This window comes from Actinocrinis sp., from assembly GCF_035938995.1.
In the GTDB taxonomy this organism is placed as follows: domain Bacteria; phylum Actinomycetota; class Actinomycetes; order Streptomycetales; family Catenulisporaceae; genus DASZGI01.
Window position 1 is genome coordinate 1 of sequence record NZ_DASZGI010000228.1, and the last position, 22,238, is coordinate 22,238.

16 protein-coding genes and 1 other RNA gene are annotated in these 22,238 nt (G+C 70.0%); 5 read left to right on the forward strand and 12 right to left on the reverse strand.

The genetic code is table 11. The features are described from left to right. The 5 genes from VGZ32_RS16305 to VGZ32_RS16325 all read right to left on the reverse strand — a co-directional run. Positions 1 to 1,196 (reverse strand): styrene monooxygenase/indole monooxygenase family protein (locus VGZ32_RS16305; RefSeq protein ID WP_326886900.1); only part of this gene is annotated, 1,196 nt, incomplete at its 3' end. 58 nt (positions 1,197 to 1,254) lie between these two features. Then, positions 1,255 to 1,860 (reverse strand): GTP-binding protein, encoded by a 606-nt coding sequence (locus VGZ32_RS16310; RefSeq protein WP_349263628.1) that lies wholly within the window; start codon positions 1,858 to 1,860, stop codon positions 1,255 to 1,257. Next, positions 1,841 to 2,260 (reverse strand): DUF742 domain-containing protein, encoded by a 420-nt coding sequence (locus VGZ32_RS16315; RefSeq protein ID WP_326886901.1) that lies wholly within the window; start codon positions 2,258 to 2,260, stop codon positions 1,841 to 1,843. Before VGZ32_RS16315 ends, VGZ32_RS16310 begins: the two co-directional genes overlap by 20 nt. Before the next feature lie 11 nt (positions 2,261 to 2,271). Then, positions 2,272 to 2,694 (reverse strand): roadblock/LC7 domain-containing protein, encoded by a 423-nt coding sequence (locus VGZ32_RS16320; protein ID WP_326886902.1) that lies wholly within the window; start codon positions 2,692 to 2,694, stop codon positions 2,272 to 2,274. After that, positions 2,682 to 3,902, reverse strand: a complete 1,221-nt coding sequence (locus tag VGZ32_RS16325) for a sensor histidine kinase (protein WP_326886903.1) — start codon at positions 3,900 to 3,902, stop codon at positions 2,682 to 2,684. The genes VGZ32_RS16320 and VGZ32_RS16325 overlap by 13 nt, the downstream gene beginning before the upstream one ends. 586 nt (positions 3,903 to 4,488) lie before the next feature. On the opposite strand from VGZ32_RS16325, the gene rpmG reads away from it, so the two are divergent. Together rpmG and VGZ32_RS16335 are read left to right on the forward strand one after the other, a co-directional pair. After that, positions 4,489 to 4,653, forward strand: coding sequence for a 50S ribosomal protein L33 (gene rpmG, locus VGZ32_RS16330; protein ID WP_326886904.1), 165 nt, complete (start codon positions 4,489 to 4,491; stop codon positions 4,651 to 4,653). 659 nt (positions 4,654 to 5,312) lie between these two features. Beyond that, complete coding sequence (locus VGZ32_RS16335) at positions 5,313 to 8,435, forward strand: ricin-type beta-trefoil lectin domain protein (RefSeq protein ID WP_326886905.1); 3,123 nt, start codon at positions 5,313 to 5,315, stop codon at positions 8,433 to 8,435. A gap of 273 nt (positions 8,436 to 8,708) precedes the next feature. On the opposite strand, the gene ssrA is transcribed toward VGZ32_RS16335, so the two are convergent. The 4 genes from ssrA to ftsE all read right to left on the reverse strand — a co-directional run bounded on the left by ssrA (position 8,709) and on the right by ftsE (position 11,507). Further along, positions 8,709 to 9,109, reverse strand: a transfer-messenger RNA (tmRNA) gene (gene ssrA, locus VGZ32_RS16340). 257 nt (positions 9,110 to 9,366) lie between these two features. Next, complete coding sequence (gene smpB, locus VGZ32_RS16345; protein ID WP_326886906.1) at positions 9,367 to 9,843, reverse strand: SsrA-binding protein SmpB; 477 nt, start codon at positions 9,841 to 9,843, stop codon at positions 9,367 to 9,369. Positions 9,844 to 9,858: 15 nt separating this feature from the next. Continuing rightward, entirely contained in the window at positions 9,859 to 10,767 is a 909-nt protein-coding gene (gene ftsX, locus VGZ32_RS16350) for a permease-like cell division protein FtsX (protein WP_326886907.1), read from the reverse strand. 50 nt (positions 10,768 to 10,817) lie between these two features. After that, positions 10,818 to 11,507: a cell division ATP-binding protein FtsE gene (gene ftsE / locus VGZ32_RS16355; protein ID WP_326886908.1), complete on the reverse strand. Its 690-nt coding sequence runs from the start codon at positions 11,505 to 11,507 to the stop codon at positions 10,818 to 10,820. A gap of 285 nt (positions 11,508 to 11,792) precedes the next feature. Between ftsE and VGZ32_RS16360 the strand changes: the two genes are divergently transcribed. Then, positions 11,793 to 11,981 carry a hypothetical protein gene (locus tag VGZ32_RS16360; RefSeq protein WP_326886909.1) on the forward strand — a complete coding sequence of 63 codons (189 nt, stop codon included), beginning with the start codon at positions 11,793 to 11,795 and terminating at the stop codon, positions 11,979 to 11,981. A gap of 150 nt (positions 11,982 to 12,131) precedes the next feature. On the opposite strand, the gene prfB is transcribed toward VGZ32_RS16360, so the two are convergent. The 3 genes from prfB to VGZ32_RS16375 all read right to left on the reverse strand — a co-directional run bounded on the left by prfB (position 12,132) and on the right by VGZ32_RS16375 (position 17,308). Next, entirely contained in the window at positions 12,132 to 13,250 is a 1,119-nt protein-coding gene (prfB, locus tag VGZ32_RS16365) for a peptide chain release factor 2 (RefSeq protein ID WP_326886910.1), read from the reverse strand. 33 nt (positions 13,251 to 13,283) lie between these two features. Beyond that, a complete protein-coding gene (locus VGZ32_RS29065) occupies positions 13,284 to 15,614 on the reverse strand; it encodes a protein kinase domain-containing protein (RefSeq protein WP_326886911.1) in 2,331 nt (776 codons plus the stop codon). A 113-nt stretch (positions 15,615 to 15,727) separates the two neighbouring features. After that, the gene (locus VGZ32_RS16375; RefSeq protein ID WP_326886912.1) at positions 15,728 to 17,308 is read right to left on the reverse strand and encodes a serine/threonine-protein kinase; all 1,581 of its coding nucleotides are present in this window, start codon (positions 17,306 to 17,308) and stop codon (positions 15,728 to 15,730) included. Positions 17,309 to 17,639: 331 nt separating this feature from the next. Between VGZ32_RS16375 and VGZ32_RS16380 the strand changes: the two genes are divergently transcribed. Continuing rightward, positions 17,640 to 20,237 carry an FtsK/SpoIIIE domain-containing protein gene (locus tag VGZ32_RS16380; RefSeq protein ID WP_326886913.1) on the forward strand — a complete coding sequence of 866 codons (2,598 nt, stop codon included), beginning with the start codon at positions 17,640 to 17,642 and terminating at the stop codon, positions 20,235 to 20,237. A gap of 128 nt (positions 20,238 to 20,365) precedes the next feature. Then, positions 20,366 to 22,237, forward strand: coding sequence for a DNRLRE domain-containing protein (locus VGZ32_RS16385; protein ID WP_326886914.1), 1,872 nt, complete (start codon positions 20,366 to 20,368; stop codon positions 22,235 to 22,237). Position 22,238 lies beyond the last annotated feature (1 nt).

Sequence of the window (22,238 nt, forward strand, 5' to 3'; positions counted from 1 at the left end):
GGGTCGAGCAGCCAGTCCGCGAAGTCGTCCGGGGTGGAGAACGCGTTGGCGAAGCGGTCGGCGACCGCCTGGAACTGCCCGGCCGCGCCGATGATCTCGAGCACGTGCGGGGGCGGCGGGGCGAGCATGGCGTTGGTCCACGCCGTGCAGATCGCGACGCGCTCCCAATAGTTGTCGAAGGCGCGCTGCATGAACGCGCGGTCGAAGGGCCGGTCGCCCTGCTCGACGATCGCGTTCAGGTAGCTGTCGGCGCACCGGGCCGCGTTGTTCGAACCCTGACCGGTGATCGGGTCGTTCGCCACCACCACGTCGGCCATGCCCAGCACGATGCCCCCGGACGGCAGGTCGGCGACGGGACGCCGCACGATCGGCGCGTACCGGCCGGCCAGGGTGCCGCGCGCGTCGGTCAGCTCGACGTTCGCGCAGCGCTCGTACTCCCAGGGCGTGAACTGCTGCATCAGCTCGAGGATGAGGTCGAGCTGCGCCTGCGGGTCGCGGGAGACCTCGTCGAACACGTCCAGCGGACCGCCGGGGATCCCCTCCCAGAACAGGATGTCGCACACCCCGCTGGTGGTGTAGGCCGGGATGCAGATCAGCTCGCCGACGCCGGGTATCAGGTCCAGGCGCACGCCGGCCACGTCCGGGTGCTCTGGGCGCGGAGCCATGCCGTGCACGTACGCGATCGCCAGCGAACGCTGCGGCTCCGAGTACGGCGACCGGCTGTCGTCGCGGTCGAACAGCGCGGTGATCTCGCCTTTTCCGGCGGCGACGACCGTCAGGTCGTACATCCCGGCCAGTTTGTCGAGGTCGGACACGGTCGCCGGGTTCACCACGACCCGGCCGCCGCGCTGCTCGAACAGCTCAAGCCAGGCGGACATCTTGACCCGCTGGTCGACGGACTGCGCGTAGCCGTCGAGGCGCCCGAGCCAGTCGATCGCCCGCGCGCCGTCCGGCGCCGGCACCGAGACCCCGATGCCGTCGATCCGGTGCCCGGAGTCGGCCCACAGGTCCAGTCCGAGCGTCCGCTCCAGATTGAGCGCGTAGTCGAACATGCACTGGGTCGACATGACCTGGCCGTCGCGGATCTCCTCGGCGGTGCGCACGGTCATCATGGTCACGTCGTAGCCGCCGGCCTGGAGCCCCAGCGCGAGCTGGAGGCCGGACTGGCCGGAGCCGACTATCAGGATTTTGCGCATGCGTCCTCGTCAGATCGTCGGGTCGTCTTAAGGGCTGGGTTATCGCGGCGGCAGGTCGTCAGGGTTCCGAATCCGCCAGTGACTTGAGCGCATGGCCGATCAGCTCGCGCAGCACCGTCCGGCCCTCCATGCGGTCGCGGGCGTCGCAGTGGACCAGCGGGACGTAGTCCGGCAGATCGAGTGCGTCCCGGACCTCCTCGAGCGGGTGGGTCAGCTGCCCCTCGAAGCGGTTGACCGCGAGCAGGTAGGGCAAATCACCGCGGCTCTCGAAATAGTCGAGCGCGGGGAAGCAGTCGGCGAGCCTGCGCGTGTCAGCCAGCACCACCGCGCCGAGGGCGCCGCGGGCGAGGTCGTCCCACATGAACCAGAACCGGCTCTGCCCGGGAGCGCCGAACAGGTACAGCACCAGCTGCGGGTCGATGGTGAGGCGCCCGAAGTCCATCGCGACCGTGGTGGTGGTCTTGGCCGGGGTGTGGCCGAGTTGGTCGACGTCGACGGACGCCTCGGTCATCAGCGCCTCGGTGGCCAGCAGCGGCACCTCGGACAGGGCGCCGACCATCGTCGTCTTGCCTACGCCGAAACCACCGGCGACCAGGATCTTTGCGGACAGTGCCGGACCCGCGTGCAGCGAGGCGGCGGAGGCGTCACGCGGCCTTGAGTCCACGCAGAACCCTTTCCAGCAGCTCGCGCCGCGGCACCACGGCGGCGACCGGGTGGATGCGCACCCGTCCCGCGTCTGCCAGGTCGCCGACCAGGACGCGGACCACGCCCAGCGGCAGGGAGAGCACCGCGGCGATCTCGGCGATCGACCGGTGGGTGGAGCAGAAGGCGTGGATCGCCCGCGCCTCCGGGGGCAGGGTCGCGTCCTGGCCCGGTTCTCGGGGGTTGGCCGTGACCAGGGTCTCGACGAGCAGCGGGTGGCGGGCCTGGGTACGGCCGCCGGTCAGCGCGTACGGCCGAACCCGGGCCGAACGCCTGCGCTGCGGTACCTCGTCGCGGCCGGATCCGGCGAGCGGCGGCTCGCCCGGTCCCGGCCGCCCCGGGCCGAAACCCGGATGGGGCATGGTGGACATGGTCACGGCGTCAACACCGCTCTCAACTCGCCGCGGACCTCGGGGGTGAGCCGGTGGCCGACGCGGTCCGCGAACAGCGCCATCTGATAGCCGACCACTTTCATGTCGCAGTTCTTGGCGGCCTGCACCGCGAGCGCGCAGCCGCCGCTGATCGCGGAGACGAACAGGAATCCGCGTTCGAGCCGGATCACCGCCTGCTCGCAGCCGCCCAGTTCGAACAGCCGGGCCGAGCCGTGCGCGAGCGACAGCACGCCGCTGGCCAGGGCGGCGAACTTCTCGGCCACATCCGCGTGCAGGCCGGCCGACCCGGTCAGCAGCAGGCCGTCGGAAGACAGCACGACGGCGTGCTCGATGCCGGGGACCTCCGCGGCGAAGTTGTCGACCAGCCAGGCCATCTCGCGGGCCTGAGCGCTCAGCTCTCCCAAGGTCCCTCCCAGGCGGGGGCGTCGGCCGCGGCGCGCTGCCCAGCGTCGAACGCGGCGAGATCGTCGAACACCGACTGCGGGTCGGCGGGGGCGGTGTCTGGCGCGGGCGGCGGGGGCTCGGCCCAGCCGGTCGGCCGACTGCGGCGCGGCAGTCCGGTGGCGGTGATCCGCGGCGCGTCGTCCTCGAGGTGGCCGACCGGCGGCAGCGCGGCGCCGGGCGCAGACCCCTGCATCGGCGGAGTCCACACGTCGGTGACACGTTCCTGAGCGCGCATCTCGACGCCGAACCAGGGAGCAGGTCCCGGTGCGGACGCAACAGGGCCCTGAACCGCGCGCACCGGCTCCGCAACCGTCCCGCCGGCCGAGACAGCCGCCGCCACTGGAACCGGAACAGGGGCACGAACCGGGACAGCGCTCGGCGACGGGGGTGGCGGAGGCCCCGGGATCGCGGCGAGAACGCTCAGCGGGAGGGCGGCCACGACTGAGGTACCGCCACCCGGGCGCGCCTGCATCTGTACATAGACGCCGTGCCGGTGGGCGAGGCTGGCCACGACGTAGAGGCCCATCTGACGCGCGGCCGCGGCGTCGAGCGCGGGCGGCCGGGCGAGCCGGTTGTTGAATACGGCCAGCCGCTGGACCGGGATGCCGATCCCGTCGTCGTCGACGGCGACCAGAACGGTATCGCTGGCGCCGGAGCCCGACACGGTGACCACGGTGTGCGCGGGCGACATGGCCAGCGCGTTGTCGATCAGCTCGGCGAGCAGGTGGGAGAGGTCGTCCGCGGCGTGCGGTCCGATCGCCACCGGGGGCAGGCGACCGATGTCGACCCGGGCGTAGTCGGCGGACTCGGAGATCGCGGCCCGCACCACCTCGAGCAGCGCGACCGGCTCGCCGGGACCGTCGGGAGCGTCGCGCCCGGCGAGGACCAAGAGGTTCTCGCTGCTGCGGCGCAGCCGGGTGGCCAGGTGGTCGAGGCGGAAGAGGAAGGCGAGCCGGTCGGGGTCCTGCTCGTCGCGCTCGGCCTCTTCGACGATGGCCAGCAGCGACTCGATCAGGGTGAGGTCACGCAAGGCGACGTTCGCAAGCAGGTCAGCGTGCGGGTCACTCAGCGGCTCGACGGGAGCTGGGGCGGGCGCGGATGCGGATGCGGGAGTGGCGGGGGCTTCCGCGGCATCGACCGCGCCGCCACCCGCAGCGATACCGGCCACGGTAACGCCAGCGACGACCAGAGACCTTTCCGCCCCGACCTCGCCACCTGATATGTCAGCATGCTGACTCTCGACCGGCTTCGAGCGGCGGAATAACCCGCGTCGGCGGCGCGGAGCCTCCCGAGGGTCGGAGGTGGCGCCGGAGGAGCGGTCGCGAGAGTTGTTTCCCCTCGAGGCCATCACGAATCTGCTCCCATGACCGTCGCACGTATGATCCTGCGTCTCGCCACCCTGTCAGGTGCCGGTGGAGCTGTCAAAGGTCCGTCGCAAAACCTTGCGACCCGAAGCATTCGCCGAAGAAGGTGCCCGACGACGCCCGAATTCGGGCTCTGGCAACATCCGTGCGGTGCGTCGTCACAGTCCATAGCCCTGAGAGCAGCTACGCCAATAATCGGCCGCATCAACCGAGCCCGCACAGTCGAGCGAACCGCTCGGCAAGGCAAAGCTTCAGGAAAGCGGCCCATTCATGCCACCCGGCAGGGAGTCGTAAGGCCGAGCCATGCGGAATACCACCACATCCCGCCACGTTCCACAGGCGGCTTGGCATGCAGCGAGCACGCCACCCGCACCACCAGGAAGGACGACCATGGCCCGCAGTGAACTCCGCCCGGTCGTGAAGCTCCGCTCCACCGCCGGAACCGGCTATGTATACGTGACGCGCAAGAACCGCCGCAACGACCCCGACCGCCTGACGCTGCGCAAGTACGACCCGGTCGCGCGCAAGGTCGTGGAGTTCCGCGAAGAGCGCTAAGCGGCACCGCACCGCCGACGCCGACGGGGCCGAGCAGGCAAGTCGCGACGCAAGGAGGCCCGGACCGGGAATCACCCGGTCCGGGCCTCTCGCACGACCGAGTTCGCCACTCAGAAAACACGACGGCCGACCCGGCGAGCGCAGCGCGCTCGGCGAGTCGGCCAAGTCAGTGGCCCCCCTGCGCCCGACTCGCACTCTGCGCTTGCGGACCGCCAGCGGCCAGCGTTACCAACGACAGTGCAAATGGTGCCGGGGGTCCCGGGGGGTTTGCCCCCTGGCCTGGGGTACGGGAGCCGGCCCCGCAGTAAACGACAAGAACGCCTGCTGCCCCGCTCCGCTCCGGCAGCAGGCGTGTCACGTTCTGGTGGACCTTTTGCCGCTGGGCGCGCATGTGCTCGAGCAGGGCGAGGGTCTGGTTGAACCGTTTGGTCAGGTCGTAGCTGCTGCTGGGTGACTGGGCGAGCAGGCCGAGGAGGGTGTGGCGCAGGCTCATGCGCCTACAGATATCCCAGCCTTTACCTGTCGTTCATAGACGGTATTGAGACGACCTGTCAGACTTGGAATATCGCGCCGAGCTGCTCGGCGCGCACCACGAGGTGAGGTTTTCCGGGGGCCGGGTCGTCCTGTCCCGGATCTGGTCGAGGGGAACGGAATCGCTGATGTTCGCAAGAGCTGGCCGCGGGTTGCCTGCGGTGCGCTGGTTGCGCGCCGGCACGGCACGCCTGCTGGCCCTGGTGCTGCTCGCCGTCGGGCTGGTGGTGCTGCCGACCGGTGCCGCGCACGCGGCGGTGCAGAATTTCGACGTTGTGACGATGAATATCGAGGGCACCTATACGACCGGCGGCGGAGGAACCGAGGCTCAGAACAAGTTCTACTACGCGGTCAGGCCCCTGGCGATGAGGCAGACCACAGCCGGGACGCCGTACTGGGATGCCATCGGCTTGCAGGAGGTAGGGCAGATGCCTGACGGGGTCGGGTACACACATCTCAACACTTGGTTTATCCCGACGTTGCAGCCGCCGCCGGCCGGCACCCTCGTCGCGCCAGGCGGTGCCGTCGCCCCGGCCCCTCCGGCGACATACACCGTGCAGGAGTGGCAGTGGAACCTGGGCTCCGCAGGCAGGCCCATCAACCGGTGGGTCTACTACCTGGCCGGCCCCGCGGGCGGGCACGAGGGCATGGCGATCGTAACTGCTAACCGGCTTACCGGGGCCGGACAGGTGTTCGTCGTGGCACCCCAGCCGATAGCCAACGGGACCCTGCCGGTCAACGCTGCCGGTGCGGTGGTCAACCGGCCGACCCTGGGGGTCTGGTTGGCTAACGACGTGGACTTCTGGACTGGCCACGCCCGCCCGTTCGCCGGCAACGACGCCGCCAACATCCTCAACGCGGTCGCGGCAGCCACGGCCGCAATGCCCGGTGCCGCCGCGGGAACACCGCCGAACTGGATTTTCGCCGGGGACCTTAACGTCGCGCCCGCCGCGCTGACTGCTCCGGCCGGGACGACCATTATCAATACCGGGCAGCCCACCCAGTTCCGGGGGGACCACATGGGTGAGTGGGACTATGCCGTCACCAACCAAGCCGGGCTTCCGGACGGATATCACGCTGTGCGGCAGCAGTGGCCGGGTTTCGGCGATCATGTCCCGGTCGGGATCGGCTACCAGATCACCGCGGCGGCCACCGGACAGATCAGCTCACAAACCCAGCCCGGAAAGTGCCTCGATGCGGCGGTGCCCTCCGGCGGGACGATCACCGGCGGCACGCCGCTGCAACTCAACCCATGCGATCAGGGGTCTGCCACCCAGGTGTGGACCACGACGTCCGACGGCAAAATCGCCGTCAACGGCACCGGCTTCTGCCTGGACAACTACAACGGTTCCAGCACTGAGGGCAACCTGGTACAGCTGTGGCCGTGCACCTACCTGGACGCGGCCCAGAGTTGGGTGCTCATGCCCAACGGCACGGTCGTCAACCCGGCGAGTGGCAAGTGCCTGGACGCCACCCCACCGGTCAACCCCCCGACCCCGCCACCGGGATCGAGCAGCGCGGGGGCGAGCCTGCGCACCTGTACCGGAGGCGCCACCCAGCAGTTCGACGTACCCGGCGCGCCGACACCGGGGATATTCGGGCAGATCACCCCCGCGAACGATCCCAGCAGTTGCCTGCAGACCGCCGCCCCGGTCCCGGGCGGTTGGCCGACCGGCACCTTCAACCTGACCGTGACCGCGTGCAACTCCCAGAACCAGGGCGGGTACTGGACGCTCGGGTCGAACGGCACCGCGCGCAACGCCATCGGCACGTGCCTGGACAACAACTATGCCGCAGCCACCGACGGCAACCGGGTCAGCACCTACCCCTGCGCAGCGGGCCAAACCAACCAGCAGTGGTCGTACTCGTTCGGGGAGATCGTCAACTCGGCGACCAACATGTGCCTGGACTCCACCCCACCCACCACCGCCGGGGGCCAAAGCCTGGGCCCGAACTATCCGGGCATCAGCCTGAGCACCTGCAACCGAAGCGCCAGCCAGCAGTGGAACATCGCCCCGCCCGTCCCGGCGAACCTCGGAGCACAGTTCCTGCTCGAGAACTCCTTCTACTCCGACTATGTCCTGTGCGCCCAACCCGACGGCCAGGCCATCCTGGAGCGCAACCCGCTGTCGGTCGACCCGGACTGCGTGTGGCAGCAAAGCGGTGCGGTGTTGTACAACGCCGGGGACGGGCTCGTGCTCACCGGCAGCACAACCAACGGCGCGCAAGCCACGCTCTCCAACTACACCCCCTACGACACCTACCTGCAGACGTGGAAAACAGGGCCCTCCACGGGCTTCGGCTTCGGGATCAGCCCGACCGCTACCGTGAACAGTCCCATTATTCCCCGCCTGTACCTCAACGGCAGCGCCGCGGGCCAATCGAGAACCACTCCATTCGCGACCCTCACCACCAGCCCCGCCGGCGTCGACGACACAGCGATGGAGTGGTACCAGGTATACCTACAGCCGGGCTCACCGCCGGTCGCCAACACCTCCACCACGCAGATGTCGATCGCCAGCGACGGCTCCGTGACCGGCGAACTGACTGCCAACGGCACCTCCTACGTCTCAGGAGTCGACCCGGCCGCCACGTGGTCCCAGGTGCCGTTCGCCGGGGTCAGCCAGATCGCAGTGGCCACCGACTCCGCCCACGGCCCGCTCATCGCTGTCCTGGTCAACGGCAACGTATACGCCTACCAAGGCACCGGAAGCGGCGTGACCAACGCGAGCAACTGGGTCTATGAGTGGGCCGGCGGCGCCAGGCAGATCGCGGTGGCCAGCGACCCCACCAACGGCCTCCTGATCGGCGTCGCCCTTTCCAACGGAAATGCCTACGTCAAGCAGGGCGGCCTGAGCACCGGCTGGGTGCTCGAATTGACCGGCGTCAGTCAGCTCGCGCTCGCGAGCGACCCCACCAACGGCTCCCTGATCGGCGTCATAAACAACGGCAACACCTACGTCAAGCAAGGCGGCCTGAGCGCCAACTGGGTAGCCGAAGACAACAACGGCGGGGACACTCAGCTCGCACTCGCGAGCGACCCCACCAACGGCACCCTGATCGGCGTCATAGACAACGGCAACACCTACGTCAAGCAAAGTGTGAACGCCACCAACTGGGTGACCGTATGGGCCGGCGGCGCCGATCAGCTCGCGCTGGCCATCGATCCCAACAACGGCCCTGTAATCAGCGTCATTTCCAACGGCAACCCCTGGGCCAAGGTAGGCAGCCTGAGCAACAGCTGGATGTGATCACAGCACACCAGCGCGCACCTACTTCTCCCCGTCCTGGTTGGGTGGAACGCACCACATCTCCGCCCAACCAGGCCAACCTCATCTCAGTAAAACCGCTGAATACCTGCTCACGGGCCGCATCGCCGAGCTCTTGGTCCGCTGACTACCCATCCCGGTGGTGAACGGACCTTTTTGTCGCCGCAGACTGCTGCCAACAGCAAACCCCTGGCCGAGGACTCTCTCGGCCAGGGGTTTTGTAAAGGAAATCGGGATGTTTATGTAAACATCCCATGGTGGAGGTGCCGGGAATCGAACCCGGGTCCATCGGCGACCAACCAGGGCTTCTACGGGCGTAGTCTCAGTGCGCTTTTCTCAGCTCCGAAGATCCCTGAGACGAGTCTCCGACGAGCTCAGCCACGTGAATTTCCCTCACTCACCCGTGGCCTGTTCGTGAGGTTGAGCCCCCTGACGATGCCGGACTCCAGGTCGGGGGCGATCCTGGACCGACAGATCCCTACGCCGGGATCTCGCGCTTCATCGAATGATTAGGCAGCGAGAGCAACGGCGCTACGGGAACGCGCAACATTAGAGTTGGCATTTGTTTTTTCGCTGCGTGTGGTTAACGAGATCATCACAGCTTCCTCGGCCCGCTTCCCCTGCTTCGACGTCCGATGTCGAAACCGTTCACCCCCGTGCGTGAACCGCAACGGAGCACAACGGACGCGCCACCGGGTGTTCCCAGCGGCACGGCAGTGGTGCAGTGTATGCGGTTCTCAAACAACAACAGCGCATGTCCGTTTGTGGAACGCCTGGTCACGCCTGCTTGTTCCAGGATACCCGGCGCGGCGTCGGTCGGTACAGCCGATTGATCTCCCGCCGACCGCGCGGCGTGTCCGCTGTCCTGGTCCTGGTCCTGGCCCTGGTCCCGGGCCTTGGCTTGGCCCCGCGGTCAGCGCATGCGGCGGCGGTGAGCCGAGATCTCCCGGTCGGCCTCCCGCTTCGCCTGCTTCTCCAGCAGCACCTGCCGCTTGTCGTAGTCTCTTTTGCCGCGCGCCAGGCCGAGCTCGACCTTCGCCTTGCCGTCCTTGAAGTAGAGGGAGAGGGGGATGAGGGTGAGGCCGGACTCCTTGGACTTCCCGATCAGCTTCTGGATCTCCTGCTTGTGCAGCAGCAGCTTGCGCATGCGCCGCGGCGCGTGGTTGTTCCACGTCCCCTGGTTGTACTCGGGGATGTGCACGTTGTAGAGCCAGACCTCGGCGTCCTTGATCTGGGCGAAACCGTCGACCAGGGACGCGCGGCCCTCACGCAGCGACTTCACCTCGGTGCCGGTGAGCACCAGGCCCGCCTCGTAGGTGTCCTCGATGAAGTAGTCGTGCCGCGCCTTCTTGTTCTGCGCGATCTTCTTCTCGCCGCGTTCCCTGACCATGGGATCCATTCTCGCCTAAACGCGCAAGTACTTTCGCAGGGTGAACGCCGAGGCGAGGACGGACATCAGGATGCCGACGAGCAGCAGGCAGGGCACGATCCACACGAACGGGTTCCAGCCGATGAACTGGATCGAGCTCAGGTGCGGGGCCACCACGTGGTCGATGAAGAACGCCTTGACCGCGACCAGGATCAGCGACGCGAACAGGCCGCCGAGCAGGCCCGCGACCGCCCCCTCGAGCAGGAACGGCATCTGGATGTAGAAGTTCGAGGCGCCGACCAGCCGCATGATGCCGGTCTCCCGGCGCCGGCTGAACGCGGAGAGGCGCACCGTGTTGAAGATCAGCAGGAACGCCAGGACGAGCATGACCACGGCCACGCCGACCGCCGTGTACTCGGCGATGTGGATGAACGTGAACAGCGGCTTGAGCAGCTGCTGTTCATCCTGGACCGACTGCACGCCGGGCAGGCCGACCACCGCGCCCTCGACCACCTGCCACTGGTTCGGGTCGTCCAGCTTCACCCGGAACGACTGCTCCATGTCCTGCGGCGTCGCGGTCTGCGCGAGGGCCGAGTTGCCGGCGATCTGCAGGTAGTGCTGGTACGCCTGATCCTGGGACTCGGTGGTGACGTTCTGGACGTGCGGGGTCTTGTTGAGCGTGTCCAGGATGGTCTGCCGCTGGTCGGTGGTGACCGCCGTCTTGCAGTTGGCGTACTTGTTCACGTCCTCCTGGTTGCACATGAAGACGCTGACCTCGACCTTGCTGTACCAGTAGTCCTGCATGTGCAGCGTCTGCTGCCACATGAGCAGGCCGGAGCCGAGCATCACCAGCGCGACCGCGGTCGAGACGACGACCGCGATGACCATCGTCAGGTTGCGGCGCAACCCCTGGCCGATCTCCTGGAGCACGTATTGGACACGCATCGTGGGTACCTACCGAAAGTCCTCGGGTGGAATTGCCGGCTGCCGGCGGGCTAGCGCACGTAGCCGTAGACGCCGCGGGACTGGTCGCGCACGAGGCTGCCCGAGTCGAGCTCGAGCACCCGCTTGCGCATCTGGTTCACGATCGCCTGGTCGTGGGTGACCATGACGACGGTGGTGCCGGTCCGGTTGATCCGGTCCAGCAGCTTCATGATGCCGACGCTGGTCTCCGGGTCCAGGTTTCCGGTCGGCTCGTCCGCGATCAGGATCATCGGCCGGTTCACGAACGCCCGGGCGACCGCCACGCGCTGCTGCTCGCCACCGGACAGCTCGTTGGGCATCCGGTCCTCCTTGCCGGCCAGGCCGACCAGCTCGAGCACCTCGGGCACGACCTTCGCGATCTGGCCCTTGGGTCGGCCGATCACCTCGAGCGCGAACGCGACGTTCTGATAGACCGTCTTGTTCGGCAGCAGGCGGAAGTCCTGGAACACGGTGCCGATGAGGCGGCGGTGGTGCGGCAGCTTCCAGTTGGAGAGCTTGTTGAGGTCCTTGCCCGCGACGACCACGCGGCCGGTGGACGGCCGCTCCTCGCGCAGGATCAGCCGCATGAACGTGGACTTGCCGGACCCGGAGGAGCCGATCACGAAGACGAATTCGCCGCGCTCGATCTCCAGCGACATCTCCTGCAGCGCGGGGCGCGCCTGATTGGGGTATGTCTTGCTGACGTTCTCAAAGCGAATCACGGTTTCATCACCATCCGGCGGCAGTCTAGACAGAACGGCCCCGGCGTGGGGCCGGTTCCGCGATCTCGCGCGCGGCTGTGGGTGGCCGCGCGCGAGGAGTTCGGTCTCCGCGGACGGCGGGTGCGCGGCGGCCGTGGACCGGATGACGGGGGAGCGCCGGCCGGTCCGCCGCCGCGGTCCGGCCGACCGCGGAGCGAGCTTCCCTGGAGTGTACGAGGCTCGGCGGGGGTAGGAGGGAACGAACGGGCGCACCGCGGCGTTCTCTACGGTAACGAGGAAGAATCGATGCGACGCGACGACTTGGTGTGCGCCAACTGTTCCGGGCCGGTGTCCGAGGCCCGGTGTCCGGTCTGTCGCGCGGCCCGTGACCAGTACGGACGCGGTGCTCAGCGCTTTTACGCACCGCTGTGGCTGCTACTCGCGGTGCTGGCCGCGGTCATAGGCGCGTTCGCGCTCCAAGCCCGCTTCGCGTGAACTGAGTCACAATCCGGCCGGGACGGGTGCCGCCCCGGCCGTTCTGCGTCTCTGCGCGCGCTTGAGGCTCGCTAAAGCGTCACCGGTTCGTAATCAGTGGATCATCGGGTAAGTCAGTGATCGATGAGCGGGCTGCCGGTGTCGCCAGGGTTACGACGCCGCGCGGCTGTGCTCGCCGGTGCGACGCCAGCGGATCCCGGCCTCGATGAATTGGTCGATCTCGCCGTCCAGGACGGCGGTGGTGTTCCCGGTCTCGTACTCGGTGCGCAGGTCCTTCACCATCTGGTAGGGGTGCAGGACGTAGGAGCGCATCTGGTTGCCCCAGGAGCCGGACGTGTCGCCCTTGAGCGCGTCGATCTTCGCCTGCTCCTCCTGCCGCTTGCGGTCCAGCAGCTTCGCCTGGAGCACCGCCATGGCCGAGGCCTTGTTCTGCAGCTGCGAGCGCTCGTTCTGGCAGGAGACGACGATGCCGGTGGGCAGGTGGGTGAGGCGGACGGCCGAGTCGGTGGTGTTCACTCCCTGGCCGCCGGGCCCGGACGAGCGGTAGACGTCGACCCGGATCTCGTCCTCGGGGATCTCGATGTGGTCGGTCTGCTCGACGACCGGGACGACCTCGACGCCGGCGAAGGAGGTCTGCCGCCGGCCCTGGTTGTCGAAGGGCGAGATGCGTACGAGGCGGTGGGTGCCCTGCTCGACGGACAGGGTGCCGTAGGCGTAGGGGACCTTCACCGCGAAGGTGGCCGACTTGATGCCCGCTTCTTCCGCGTAGGAGGTGTCGTAGACCTCGGTCGGGTAGCCGTGGCGCTCGGCCCAGCGCAGGTACATGCGCATCAGCATCTCGGCGAAGTCGGCCGCGTCCACGCCGCCCGCCTCGGACCGGATCGTCACCAGCGCCTCGCGCGAGTCGTACTCGCCGGACAGCAGGGTGCGCACCTCGAGCTCGCTCACCGCCTTCGTGAGGGCGGGCAGCTCGCTCTCGACCTCGACCCGGGTGGCGTCGTCGTTCTCGGCCTCGGCCAGCTCGGCCAGCACCTCGAGGTCGTCCAGCCGGCGGCGCAGCGTCTCGACCCGGCTCAGCTCGCCCTGCACGTACGACAGCCGGCTGTTCACCTTCTGGGCCTTGGCCTGGTCGTCCCAGAGGTCGGGGGCCGCCGCCTCCTCGTTCAGCCGCTTGATCTCGCCGCGCAGCGACTCGAGGTCGACGACCGCCTCGATCGAGGCCATGGTCGACTTCAGTTTCTTGAGTTCTTCAGGTACGTCTAACGCCACAAATCTCAAGGGTACGCGACCGCGCGAGTAGGTTCAGACGGTCTCGGCGTAGAGCCGGACGGAGCCGTCGTCGGCGGTGACCGCGAGGATCAGCCGCTGGTCGGGCAGCGTCACCGCGACGCCCGGCGGGTTGCGCGAGGTGACACCCGCCGACGCGGCGGTCCGCGGGCTGTGCGCGTTGGCACCGGACAGCACGTAGACCTGGACGTCGCCGGAAGCCGACCGGACGAACAGGTCGGGCGCGCCATTGGCGACGAACGATGCCTCGGGCTGTCCGACGGCGCCGGTCGAGTACGCGGGACCCCATGCGTATGGGGACGCACCCGCGTTGAGGAGGCTGAGGACGGCCTGGTCGGAGGCACGCACCGCGAATGCCGCCTGGGCGCCGTCGGCGCGGGCGGTCAGGGCGACGCCAGGTTTGACGGATCCGGCGGCCGAGATCGCGTGCCAGGTCTGCCATGCGGCGCCCGCCGCGCCGGAGCCGCTGCTGGTCGTCAGGAGACTACCCGCCGCCGAGGCGACGAGCAGTTCGGTGCGGCCGCCGTCCAGCGCGAGGGCCGCGGGAGCGCCGGCGACCCGTGTCGTCCCCGTGCCCGCGAGGGCAGACCACGACGACCACGTGGCTGTGGCCGGGTCGTAGACGGCGCGGTGGATCTGGGAGTCCGCGGAGGAGACGACGTAGAGCTCCGCGTCGCCGGACGTGCGTCCCACAAGCGCGGGCTCCGCGGCGGAGCTGACGCCAGGCAGGGTGTGCCAGACGCCGAACTGCGGCGGCTGGCCGAACGCAGCAGTGCCGGAAACGGCGGGGGCGACGGCGTAGCGGACGGTGCCGTCGGTCCCGGTCATCGCGAGGAGGAGCGCGTTCCCGGCCGCGGCGACGTGAACCGCACCCACGGGCCCGGCCTCGGGCGCCGCGACCGTGCCAAAGGTCACCAGGCCCAGCGGGCCGACCGCCACAGACCGCTCGCCAGCGGCGGCGCTCGGCGGCGCGGCAGAGGTGCTACCGCCGGATAAGGCATCGGCGGATCTGGCAGAGCCGACCGAGAGCCCAGCCGGGTGGCTGCGGTGGTAATGCCACCAGACGTATCCGCCTGCCGCGACGAGCGCGACCACGATGACCGCAGCCAGCGCCGCGAACCCCCTCCTGCGCGACGTTCGCCCGTCCGAGGGGCTCCGGTCGGCCTCGCCGAGCGCCTCCTCATCTGAGTCGACGTCAGAACGGCTGCGGTCAGCCGACGGGACGCCGGGGACGGGCGCCGAGGGGCCGAGCGGTTCGCGGATCGGCCGCATCAGGTTCATGTGCGTCGAGCGGGAGTCGTCCGCCGCGTCTGCCGCGACGTTCACGAGGGGCACCGAGCCGACGGTCATCGGCACGGGACGGCCCGCCCCGTTCGAGGTGCCGGAGTGCGCCGGGTCGATCGCCGTGCGCGGATCGGCGACCCGGAGCGCGGGCAGCCCGGCCAGGTCGGGAACGAGGATGCGCAGCCGCCCGGCCACCTCCGCCGCCGTCAGCCGCGCGGCTGGCGCCTTCGACAGGCACGCGCGCAGGATCTCGGCCAGCGGCTCCGGCATTCCCGGGATCTCGGGCGGCGTCTCGGTCACGTGCCGCCGCAGCACCGCGCCCGGGTGCCCGCCGCCGAACGGCGTCCACCCCGTCAACAGCTCGAACATCAGCGTGCCGAGCGCGTAGACGTCGACCGGCGGCCCCGGCGGGCAACCCTCGATCACCTCGGGCGCGAGGTAGTCCGGCGTGCCGACGATCCGGGTCGCGCGGGTGCGGCGCGGTCCGTCGACGATCCGCGCGATCCCGAAGTCCGTCAGCCGGGCCGTCCCGGAGCCGGCCTCGATCAGGACGTTCTCCGGTTTGACGTCGCGGTGCACGACGCCGCGCGCGTGCGCTGCCGCGAGTCCTGCCGCGATGTCGGCGGCCAGCGTCGCAGCTTCGGCCGGGGGCAGGCCGCCGGTGGGCGCGGCGCGAAGTGGGCTTTCCGCGCCCGCATCGGACAAGGAGAAGGAGGCCGCCGCAGCGAGGCCGGCGGCGTTCCCGGACTGGACAGTGCCGATGCGGCCGGATTCGAGCCGTTCGCGCAGGTCCGTGCCGCTCACGAGGTCCATCACGAGCGCGAGATCGGCGCCGTCCACGACCAAGTCCCGCACCGCCACCACGTTCGGGTGCGCCAGGCTGGTCAGGACCGTGCGCTCCTGCACGAACCGGGCGATCAGGGTCTGATCCGCCGCCAGATCCTCGCGCAGCAGCTTGACCGCGACCGGACCGTCCGGGCCGGTGCCCTCCCAGACGGTGCCGCAGGTCCCCCGGCCGATCACCCGCGTGACCGTGTACCTGCTGCCGATCTTGCGTGTCACCGTCGCTCCGTGAGGTTTCCGCCGGCCCGTCAGTCGGACCCGCTATCCCGCATGCAACTGTGCCGGTCCGGCACACCGTGGGCAACTACCGCGACGGTGTGCCGGGCTTTACGTCAGCGGCCGATCAGGCGTGGTCCGGCGTGCAGGACCGTCACCGCCGCGGGGGGCCGACCCGGATTCTCGTCGTAGCCGAGGCCGCTGCGGTTGCCGGTGCCGCTGTTGTGCTTGGCGAGCTGGCGGCCCACGGTCACCCCGATGGTGATGGCGATCGCGAGCACGATGAGGAGGATCGCGAGCTTGCTGAGACAGCTAAGGCCGTTGGACTTGTTCGAAGCCGTGCCGCTGTACGTCTGCGGATGCCTGGGGGCCTGGCTGCGCGGACCTGTGTACGACTGAGGCTGCTGCGGCGGCCGGTATTGCGGCGCGGGCGGCGCCTGACGAGACGTCACCGGATAAGGCGCACCCTGCTGGTAGGGCGCAGGGGTCGGGTACGGCGCCGGACGCTGGGGCTGGGCTATCGGTTGGGCCTGATTGGTCGTCCGCGGCGGACCGAATGGCGGCGCCTGACGGTTCTGCGGCGCCATCGGCGGAGCTGCCGAGAGCTGTGGCCGCTGGGGCGGCGCCTGCATCGGCGCGGACTGCGTCGGTGCCGCCTGGACGAGCGGCGCGGGACTGTGAGCGTTCGACATCGGCATCGGCGGCGGTGCAGCCGTGATCGCCGCCGCCTGGGGCGCGGCCCACGCGGCAGGCGCGGGTGTGGCGCCACCCCCGGCCGCGATCTTCCCGCCGCCGTCGTAACCCGGAATGGCCCCGCCGCCGGCCAGCTTCGGCAGCATCGCGGTTCCGTCGGTCGGGTTCATCGGCAGCCGGACGGTGGGGCCGTCGTTCGCGCGCACCGCGGCGCGCAGCCGTGCGGCCAGGTCGCCGGCGTTCGGGCGTTGGTCGGGGTCCTTGGCGAGCGCGGCCAACTCCACGGCCCAGAGCTGTTCGGACAGCCCAGGGGGCCGCTGCGGCATCGCGGTCTGGTGCGCCCGGAAAACTTCCATGGCGTCCCGGCCGCGGAACGGCGGATGGCCGGTCAGCAGCTCGTGGAGCATGATCCCGCAGGCGTAGACGTCGACTGCGGGTGTGGCCTTGCGCCCGGAGATGACCTCGGGCGACAGGTAGTACGGCGTGCCGACGACCTGGCTGGTACGGGTCACCGACGGCGCGTCGGCCAGCCGCGCGATACCGAAGTCGGTCAGCAGCGGGCGGAATCCCCCGGCCTCGGGCTGAAGGAGCACGTTGGCCGGCTTCACGTCGCGGTGGACGATGTTCGCCGCGTGGGCGACCGACAGCGCGTCGGCCACGTCGGCCACCAGGAGCGCCGCTTCCTCGGGGCCGAGCGTGCCCCGGCCGCGCTGGTAGGCCCGCAGGTCCGGGCCCTCGACCAGCTGCATGACCAGGGCGAGAACGTCGCCCTCGACCACCAGGTCGCGCACCGCCACCAGCGAGCGGTGCCGCAACCCCACCAACGCGGTCCGCTCGCGCAGGAACCGGGTGACCACGTCCGGGTCGGCCGCGAGCTCCTCGAGCAGCACCTTGACCGCGACCGACTCGCCGGTTCCGCGCACCCGCCCCCGGTACACCGACCCGAAGGCGCCGCGGCCCAGCTGTTCTTCCAGCTCATAACGGCTGCCGATGGGCTGACCCACGAATACCTCTCCCCCAGTCCTTCGGACGCACTCGTGCCCATACCGCCGCAGGGGCGCATTGCGGCGCATGGTCACCCTAGTGCCGCCGTGTCACGCGACGAGCATCGGGCGGCCTGTTCGTACCCAAGCTGCTACAGGATCGCGGCTTTTACCAGCATCGCCATGCGGGCACTTAGGGCAGAGTTTCGGCCTCCGTGGCCCGCTCCCGGCCGCCGGACGGAGGGCCGGGCTGTGGGCGCTCTCGGATACCGTTGTTCGCTGCGGGATTCTCAGAGCCAGCCGGGGCGGCGCTGAGAATCGAACACAGCAGCCCCAGCAGAAGGCAGCGCTCATGCAAATCCGACTGTCCGTCACCTCGTCGCGCGGCGCTGACGTCGCGGACGCCGCGGCGGTGGACGTCACGGTGAGTGCGGCGGCCGGGACCACGTTCGGCGCTGCTGCGGGATCGCTGCGGACGCTGGTCGGGCTGCCTGAGGCGCGGTTCTCCTGCGGTGGGGACCCGGTGGCTGACGACTCGGTGCTCGGGCTGCCTCCGCTGCTGGACGGCGCGGTGCTCAGCACCGAAGCCGCAGCCGGGCCGGTCGCGCCGGCCGAGGCACCTGAGGTGCACGTCGTGGGCGGTCCGGACGCGGGCGGAGTGCACCTGCTCGCGCCGCCTGAACCGGGCTCGCCTCCGGTGCGAATCCCGATCGGCCGCGGCACGGACGCGGCGATCCGCATCGACGACCCCGACCTGTCCCGCCTACACGCCGAGCTGCTGGTGACCGCGGATTGGGTGCGCCTGCGCGACATAGGCTCGACCAACGGCACGACGCTGGACGGTGCGCCCGTAGGTACCGACGCGGTGCTTTTGCCGCCGGACACGCCTGTGCGCGTCGGCGAGACGACCCTGATGTTGCGTCCCTCACGGCGCCCGCTGGAGGCCGAGCCTGACCGTTTAGGGCGCCTGCGCGTGTCTACTCAGCGCGTTCCAGCGACACCGATCCCGGCGCCACGGATCGAGCTGCCGCCGCGTCCGGGCGTGCGCGGCCTGCCCGCCGCCCGCAGACGCGCGGTGGTCGCGTTCGAGCAGGCGAAAGCCGAGGCGGAGACGCGGATCGGCGCGGCCCTCGCAGCCGAAGCCGCGCTGCGCCGCGAGCGGCACCCCGACCTGGCGGCCCTCCTCACCGCCGCGATCCGGCCCGGACCCGGGCTGTGGACCCGGGACCCCGCGCAGCCTGGCTTCCTGGAGCTGAGGCTGGGCACGGCGCGCGTGCCCTCCCGGGTGTCCGTGGTGTCCGGCCCGAAGACGTTCCGGCCCCGGGTGGCCGCCGCGCCGATCACCGTGGACCTGGAGGAGGCCGGGGTGCTCGGGCTGGTCGGCCCGCGCCCCGGGTCCGGCGGTCCGGGCCTCGACGGGCTCGCCCGGGCGCTGGTCGGGCAGCTCGGAGCGGCCTGTGCGCCGGGCGACCTCGAGCTGGTGGTGCTGTGCGGGCCGGATTCCGACGCGTCCAGCGGCTGGGCGTGGACCCGCTGGCTGCCACATCTGACGCCGCGGGACGGGCAGGACTGCCGCGCCCTCGTGGGGCTCGACCACGGACAGATGGCCGCCCGGCTGGCCGAGCTGAGCGACCGGATCGCCGCTCGGGACCCGGGCCACGCGGCGACCGACCAAGATGCGCGGGAGCGGCGGAGCGGCCGGCGGACCGTGGTGGTGCTGGACCCGGCGGCAGGCCTGTTCAGTGAGCGCGGGATGCGGCGCCTCCTGGAGGACGGGCCACGCGTCGGCGTCTATTCGCTCGTGCTCGCCTCGCGGCCTGCTCAACTCCCCGACGCGACAGGCGCGATGGTCGTGCTCGGCGGGGAGGTGAACACCCGGCTGCGCCTGGAGCGGCCGGACCAGCCGGCACTGGATGGGGTGATCGCCGACCTGGCCTCGGCGGGTTGGGCCGAGCGGCTCGCCAGAGCACTCGCCCCGCTGCGCGAGTCGGACGGCTTCGGGGCGCCGCAACTGCCTGAGGAGGCACGGCTGCTGGCGCTGCTCGACCTGGATCTGCTGACCCCGGCGAAGCTTTCCGCGCGTTGGGCCGAGCCGCAGCCGCGACCTGAGCTGACGCTCGGCGCAGATGACCACGGAGCGGTGAGCGTCGACCTGACCGGACAACACGTCTTGGTAGGCGGCGCGTCCGGCTCTGGCGTCTCCGAGGTGTTGCGGTCGATCGTGTGCGCGCTGGCCGCCGTGAACCGCCCGGAGCGCCTGCGTCTCATGCTGCTCTCGGGAGGCCGCGGTCCGTCGCTCGGCGACTGCGCGGACCTGCCCCACGTCGACGCGCATCTGGAGCGGGACAGCGCGCCGGACGCGCTGCGGGCGTTCCTGGACCGGCTCGAGGCCGAAGCCGAGGAACGCACCCAGGCGGCCGACGCCGCCTCGGATGAGCAGCGGCCATGCCTGCTGGTGGTCGTGGACGGATTCGACCGGCTCGCCGCCGACCACCCCTGGTTCGCCAAGGGACTCGCGGCGATCGCCCGGGACGGCCGCGCACACGACGTCCACATCGCGACAGGAGTAGCGCTCGACGACGCGCAGGCGGTACGGCTGCTCGAGTGCGACGTCTGCGACGAGGCCCAGATTCGGATCGCCCTGCGCACCCGCGGCCCGGAGGAGTCGCGCCGCCTGATCTCACTGCCGGCCGCAGCCGCCGTGCGCGCGGATACCCCGGGCCGGGGCCACCTGGCGCTGCCGGACGGTCGAGTGCTGACGATCCAGACGCCGCGCATCAGCGGTCGCATGGCGTCGAGCTCGACCGCCCGCGCGTCGGTGGTGCGCACGCCCTGGACCGAACTCGGCGCCCCTCTCCCGCGCCGCGCCGTGGAATCGCCGGCGCCCCGCCAGGGCCCGACCGACCTGGCCCTTTTCGTCGAGACCGCGCGCCGCGCCGCCAGTCGCTAAACCCGCGCGACCGCCCACCGCACCGCGGGCACCCGCCCCGCGGGAAACAGAACACTGGTGCTACCTTTTTGGACGCCCTGCCACAAGGGCATCGGGGTTTTCAGTCATTTTCGGGGAGGGATTTCGGGGTGCGGAAAATCAGAAGTCTCAGATCGTTCGCCGTGGTCGCGGCCGCGGTGCTCGCGGGGGGTGCGCTCACCGCCGCCACGGCTGGACCAGCGGCCGCTGCGACCTATCAGCAGGCGCCGCTCACGTCCATCGCCTACACCGACTCGCTGGCGCCCAAGCAGAGCTTCACCAATCCGTCGGGACCTGTGCCAGTGGGATCGTGGGTGGACGCTTCGGGCGCCACGCACCAGTCCCGCGTGTACCTCACGTTCGACCTGTCCTCGTTCAGCGGTACGGACGTGCTCGGCGCGACCCTGTACGCCGCCGAGTCGCAGGTAACGCAGTGCCAGGCGCGTTCCCTCGAGGTCTGGCAGAGCCGGGAGCCGACCCAGCCGATCACCTGGCACCGGGCCCCAGACCCGGAGACGCTGCTGGGGGCCATCGCGACCCCCGCCTCCTTTTGCCCGGCCTACTACCTGCACCTCGATCTGACCACTGCCGTGCACCACGCGGTGGCCGAGGGCAAGTCGAAGCTCTCGCTCGTCCTGCAGGTGCCGGCGGACGAGCAGCAGAACGTCTCGTACGGCCGGTGGCTGGACCCGTCGAGCTTCGGCCTGGACGTCAATTCCAACATTCCGCCCACCGTCCCGACGCTGCTGTTCAACGACGGCCGCGCCTGCGCCACGACCGGCCCATACCCGTACCTGGGCGAGACGACCCCACTGCTTGAGGCGATGTTCCACGACACCGATCCGGGCACGGCTCAGCTGCACGGGGACTTCGCCATCTGGCCGCTCGACAACCCGGACAACCGGACGGTGTTCACCAACCAGTACGTCATCGACGGGAACGAGGGCGGAGCGGCCGTGCCGAGCGGCGTGCTCGTGAACGGCGAGACCTACGCCTGGCAGGCGCGCGGCGACGACGGGATCGACCAATCGCCCTGGTCGGCGCCGTGTTACTTCCGGGTCGACAACTCCGTCCCGGCCTCGGGTCCGGCCATCGCCTCGCCGAACTACCCGCAGAACAAGTTCAGCTCCGGCGGCGTGCCGGTCATCTTCGACATCGGCGCGAACGGCGCCAAGGACGTGATCGGCTTCCAGTACAGCTGGAACGGCGACATGTCCGTGTTCGGATACTCGATCGGTCCGCACGGCGTGCCGCAGTGGACGGATCCGTTCACCCAGCCGGGCTTCGTGCGGGCGGACCACCCGGGCGGGTCGGTGACGCTCTCGCTCGTCCCGCCGCCGTCCTGGGGACCCCAGACGCTGACTGTGGAGAGCATCACCCGGTCCTACAACATCTCCCGGGTCTCTACCTATCAGTTCACCGTGGGGGACACCGAGCCAGCCCTCACGCCGAGCACGACCAGCCCGCAATACGGCGTCCCGTTCACGATCCACCTCACGCCGAATCCGATCGTGCAGAAGGTCGACTCCTACACCTACACGGTGAACAACGACCCGCCGCAGACGGTGGCCGCGGCGCCGGACGGCACGGCGACACCCACGCTCACGCTGAACAGCTCTGGCGGGAACGTGGTGAGGGTGACCAGCCACAGCGTGAACGGTTGGGTGAGCTCGCAAGCCACCTGGTTCGCGTTCGTGGACACCACACCGACCATCACCTCGGACGTCTACCCGGCGGATGGCAGCGGCGGCGGAGTCGGGGTGACCGGGACCTTCACCTTCGCCTCGAAGGTCTCAAACGCGGCGTCATTCTCCTACTCGTTCGACTACGCCCCGGAGACCACGGTGTCCGTCGCGGCCGACGGAACGGCGCAGGTGACGTACACGCCGACGGCGAGCGGCTTCCACAGCCTCTACGTCTACACCACCGGAGCGGACGGCACTGTCTTCGATACCAGCTATTACTACTTCACGGTGAACTGAT

Bases quoted from the DNA above. Each gene is read 5' to 3' on its own strand.
- VGZ32_RS16380 (WP_326886913.1), top strand. From the start codon at position 17,640: ATGCAAATCCGACTGTCCGTCACCTCGTCGCGCGGCGCTGACGTCGCG.
- ftsX (WP_326886907.1), bottom strand. From the start codon at position 10,767: ATGCGTGTCCAATACGTGCTCCAGGAGATCGGCCAGGGGTTGCGCCGC.
- smpB (WP_326886906.1), bottom strand. From the start codon at position 9,843: ATGGTCAGGGAACGCGGCGAGAAGAAGATCGCGCAGAACAAGAAGGCG.
- VGZ32_RS16335 (WP_326886905.1), top strand. From the start codon at position 5,313: ATGTTCGCAAGAGCTGGCCGCGGGTTGCCTGCGGTGCGCTGGTTGCGC.
- VGZ32_RS16360 (WP_326886909.1), top strand. From the start codon at position 11,793: ATGCGACGCGACGACTTGGTGTGCGCCAACTGTTCCGGGCCGGTGTCC.
- rpmG (WP_326886904.1), top strand. From the start codon at position 4,489: ATGGCCCGCAGTGAACTCCGCCCGGTCGTGAAGCTCCGCTCCACCGCC.
- VGZ32_RS16315 (WP_326886901.1), bottom strand. From the start codon at position 2,260: ATGCCCCATCCGGGTTTCGGCCCGGGGCGGCCGGGACCGGGCGAGCCG.